Source organism: Massilia sp. CT11-108, assembly GCF_047302915.1.
Lineage (GTDB): Bacteria > Pseudomonadota > Gammaproteobacteria > Burkholderiales > Burkholderiaceae_D > Telluria > Telluria orientalis.
This window is the reverse complement of the sequence record NZ_JBKYMO010000486.1, coordinates 1-4,112: the sequence shown is the minus strand read 5'-3', so window position 1 is coordinate 4,112 and position 4,112 is coordinate 1. Positions and strand designations below refer to the sequence as shown.

General features: G+C 62.5%; 5 protein-coding genes. All 5 read left to right on the top strand.

The window, feature by feature from the left end:
- A partial coding sequence (locus ACEN88_RS25915) for a putative bifunctional diguanylate cyclase/phosphodiesterase (protein WP_413344294.1) occupies nucleotides 1–780 on the top strand: 780 nt, incomplete at its 5' end.
- A gap of 105 nt (nucleotides 781–885) precedes the next feature.
- Nucleotides 886–1,437 (top strand): hypothetical protein, encoded by a 552-nt coding sequence (locus tag ACEN88_RS25910; RefSeq protein ID WP_413344292.1) that lies wholly within the window; start codon nucleotides 886–888, stop codon nucleotides 1,435–1,437.
- Nucleotides 1,438–1,460: 23 nt separating this feature from the next.
- Nucleotides 1,461–2,288 carry a PhzF family phenazine biosynthesis protein gene (locus tag ACEN88_RS25905; RefSeq protein ID WP_413344290.1) on the top strand — a complete coding sequence of 276 codons (828 nt, stop codon included), beginning with the start codon at nucleotides 1,461–1,463 and terminating at the stop codon, nucleotides 2,286–2,288.
- Nucleotides 2,289–2,543, top strand: a complete 255-nt coding sequence (locus tag ACEN88_RS25900) for a hypothetical protein (RefSeq protein WP_413344289.1) — start codon at nucleotides 2,289–2,291, stop codon at nucleotides 2,541–2,543.
- 180 nt (nucleotides 2,544–2,723) lie between these two features.
- The gene (locus ACEN88_RS25895) at nucleotides 2,724–4,010 is read left to right on the top strand and encodes a YhjD/YihY/BrkB family envelope integrity protein (RefSeq protein ID WP_413344287.1); all 1,287 of its coding nucleotides are present in this window, start codon (nucleotides 2,724–2,726) and stop codon (nucleotides 4,008–4,010) included.
- The last annotated feature ends 102 nt before the right edge of the window (nucleotides 4,011–4,112 follow it).

Below are 4,112 nucleotides of genomic sequence, written 5' to 3'. Positions count from 1 at the left end.
CGGGCCGCGGCCGAGCGCCAGCTGACGCTGGGCCGCGACCTCTCCGCGGCGCTCGACAACGGCGAACTGTCCATGCACCTGCAGCTTCAGGTCGACCATGCGGGCGAGCCGGTGGGCGCCGAGATGCTGATGCGCTGGCGCCGCGCCGACGGCACGTTCGTCCCGCCCGACGTCTTCATCCCGGTGGCGGAAACGACCGGCATGATCGTCCCCCTCGGCCTGTGGGTGCTGCGCCAGGCCTGCGAGGCGCGCCTGGCGCTGGAGGCGGCCGGGCATCCGCTGCAGCTGTCGATCAACGTCAGCCCGCGCCAGTTCCGCCAGCCCGAATTCGTCGCCCAGGTGCGCGCCGCGTTCGAGGAATCGGGCGTGACGCCGCACGCGTTCGTGTTCGAGGTGACGGAAGGGCTGCTCGTCGAAGACTTCGACCTCATCACGGCCAAGATGCGCGAGCTGGCGGCGCTGGGCATCCGCTTCTCGATCGACGATTTCGGCACCGGCTATTCGAGCCTGGGCTACCTGAAGAAGATGCCGCTGTACGAACTGAAGATCGACAAGAGCTTCATGCGCGACACGCCGCACGACGCCAACGGCACGGCGATCGTGCAGACCATCCTCGCGATGGCCGATCACCTGGGCCTGCGCGTCGTCGCGGAAGGCATCGAGACGGAGGCGCAGGCGCGCTTCCTCGGCGAGAACGGGCGCCCGTGCATGCAGGGCTACCTGTATTGCCGGCCGTTGCCGCTGCCCGACCTGATCGCGCGCCTGGAGCGCGTGACATAACGTCGACCCGTACGGCCTCCGTTAGTTGCTCCGGCGGCAACGGCCCGGTACACTGAGCCACGCTGATCTTTGCCCGCCACACCAACACGGGAACCTGTTCGCAGGATGGAAACTTCTGGAGCACACCTCAAGGCGATGCGCGACCCGGCGCGTATATTCCCCGTGGTTGCTCACCCTGAAGCTGTCCGTCGTGCGACGGTATGGCACTGCCGATACAAGAGCCTCGAACCCCTGGCCGAGCTGCGCGACGTGGAAGAGCTCGTGATCGCTACCTTTCCTGATGAGTCGTTTGAATTCCTTGCAAGGCTGGAGAAGCTGCGCCTTCTGCGCGTAGTGCACATGCCCAGGATTAGCGATCTCGGGCCGCTGGCCAGACTGACGCGGCTGACATCACTCTCCTTATCGACGCTTCCTGGCTGGGACGCGTCAGGGAAGACCACGACCATCCGGTCGCTCGAGCCGCTCACGGCAATCCCCGGGCTCGCCCATGTGGAACTTTTTGGTATCTGCCCGCCGGACAAACTGCTCGGTCCCCTCGAGGCGTGCAAAGGTCTCCAGACGGCCCGGGTCTCGCAATACCCTCAAGCCGAAATAGACCGCTTCTTCCGCCAGACTGGAGTCGCCAATCAGTTCAACCCGGACCCATCCATGTCGTAAGTCATCGACGAACGCTCAAGCATATGAATTGTCCAGTAACGAGTCTGCCAATATATCAAGTCGACGCATTCACCAGCCGGCTTTTTGGAGGAAACCCCGCTGCCGTGATCTTGATGAACACGTTTCCGGACGATGGACTGCTACGCCAGATTGCGGCGGAAAACAACGTTCCGGAAACTGCCTTTCTGGTCCCGGACGGCGACAATTACCGGCTGCGCTGGTTCACGCCGACGGTCGAGGTGCCGCTGTGCGGCCATGCTACGCTTGCAAGCGCCGCAGTCGTCATGGAGCGGCTACAGCCAGGACGCACAATGGTGACGTTCGATTCGGCGAGCGGACCTCTGACCGTCAAGCGCATGGGCGATCGATATGTGATGAATTTTCCGGTACGCGTGCCGCGATCGATCCCGCTTCCGGAGGGGCTGACAGAAGCGCTGGGAATCGAGCCGGTGGAGACGCTCGACGACGGTTTTAATTACATCGCGGTCCTGCAAGATACGGAGGCGGTACGTAGCCTGACACCGAACATCGCTGCGGTCGCGCGGCTCGACCGCCCCGGCGTCGTCGTGACCGCCCAGGGAGACCAGCGATGGGATTGCGTGAGCCGCTATTTTGCGCCGGCTAAAGGCATACTGGAAGATCCGGTTACGGGCGGAGCGCACTGCGGACTCGCACCGTATTGGAGTGCCCGTCTGGGAAAGCGTGAACTGCGCGCATACCAGGCTTCAGCTCGTGGTGGCGAGCTTGTATGCCGGGTCGTCGGAAACCGTGTCGAGTTGGAAGGCGCTTGTGTGTTTTATTTGGAAGGCAAGGTTGCTGTCCCCGTCGATCAGGGCTCCGAAAGCGCCTGAATGAAAGTATCCCAGCGTGAACGCGAGACGTTAACAGGGCCGGCGGCGGTAGGTATCGTCGTGGGCATCTTCTGCGCAGTATTCACGGTCGCTTTCGACAGTGATTACGGGGAAGCGCTTGCGTCCGGCTGGTCGACAACGTGCGACGCGATCCTGAGCCTTGTCGCTGGTTTTGCCCTGGCGTTCGTCCCCTTCGGTTTGGTACCTGTGCTGGTCGGACGAGTCAGGTCCGGTGCCGGAAACAAGGGCGGCTGACAGCAGGTTCGACCCGAAAGCCACGCGAATATCAGGCGCGCATCGGCTCGCAAGCGGCGCTGCGGGCTGCGGTCCTTCGTCTTTTGTTTCAATGGACGGTGAGTCACCGTACTGAATCTCACAAGTGGAAGGCTTACCGTAATGCAGGTGACCCGCTCTGTTTCAGTCCGAGGAAATGATATGAACCCTACCGCTCACGAGATGCATGAAGCCGAAACCCGCGCAGCGACCGCCGGGATGGCAACGAACGCGCAATTCGACGTGTTGAAATCACAGGCTTCGGACGTACTTTCCTCTCCGTACGTGCGCGGCGCCGCGGTACTGGGAATCGCGGCTGCGGGTTATGCGCTCCTAAGGCGCAAGAAAGCCCCTGTATCGGATGTAGCACCAGAACGCCACGACCACCTTGGCGGTATGCTGAAGGCAGGTGGTTTGCTTGTTTCCCTGGCAGCGTCCATTGCCTCGGCCAGGGACGATGCCGGTGTCGAACCATCCGCCCCGGTCCAGAAAGGAACGGCATATGTGCCGACGCGTGCGGAGGAAAGCAGATCCGACGCGAAGATCGCGGAACCATCCACAAGCGCGCCCCCACGCCCGATGTTCGAGCACACCTCGGGGAGCTGGATCGGCAGGCAGTGGCAAATATTCGTGGCGGCGGCAAACGCCTGGATGGATGATTACGCGCCGAGCATGGGGGCGGCGCTTTCGTATTACACGCTGTTTTCCCTCGCGCCGCTGCTGGTCCTGATCATCGCGATCGCCGGGACGGTATTTGGACAGGACGCCGCACAAGGCGCAATCATTGCGCAGCTTCAGGGCATCATGGGTAAGGAAGGCGCAACGGCCGTGCAGGGCTTGCTGCAAGCCGCGCGCGAACCGTCCACCGGGATCGTCGCCAGTATCGTCGGCGGTTTTCTTGTGCTACTGGGCGCAACTGCCACGTTTGCCGAGCTGCAAACGGACCTGGACCGCATCTGGCGGGTACCGGCGAAAGCGAAACCGTCGGGTATCTGGGGATGGCTGCGCAGCCGCGTATTGTCCTTCGGGCTGGTTCTCGGATTTGCTTTCATGCTGATGATTTCACTCGTCGTCAGCGCCGCGCTCGCAGCGACGAGCGATTGGCTGGGCGGGGGCAATGCGGTGGAAAGCGTTCTGGCAAGCGTATTGAATTTCATCGCGTCGTTCGCCCTCTTCACGGTTCTCTTTGCGATGATCTACAAGATCATGCCAACCGCCAGGATATCCTGGCACGATGTGTGGATGGGGGCCGCAGTCACGGCATTGCTCTTCAACATAGGCAAATCACTGATCGGGCTGTACCTTGCCAAATCGAGCGTGGCCACGGGCTTTGGCGCAGCCGGCTCGTTTGTCATCCTCGTTGCGTGGTTCTACTATTCGGCGCAGATTTTCCTGTTTGGCGCCGAATACACGTGGGTGTACGCCAACAGCAAGGTACGGAACGGGTAGGTCGAGCCGGCGCGCATCGCGGGCGCGCGCATCATCCGAGCGCAGCACGCCAGCGGGCCCGGTAGGCCGCCAGTCCAGCGGGCGCCAGCAGCGCGATCGCGG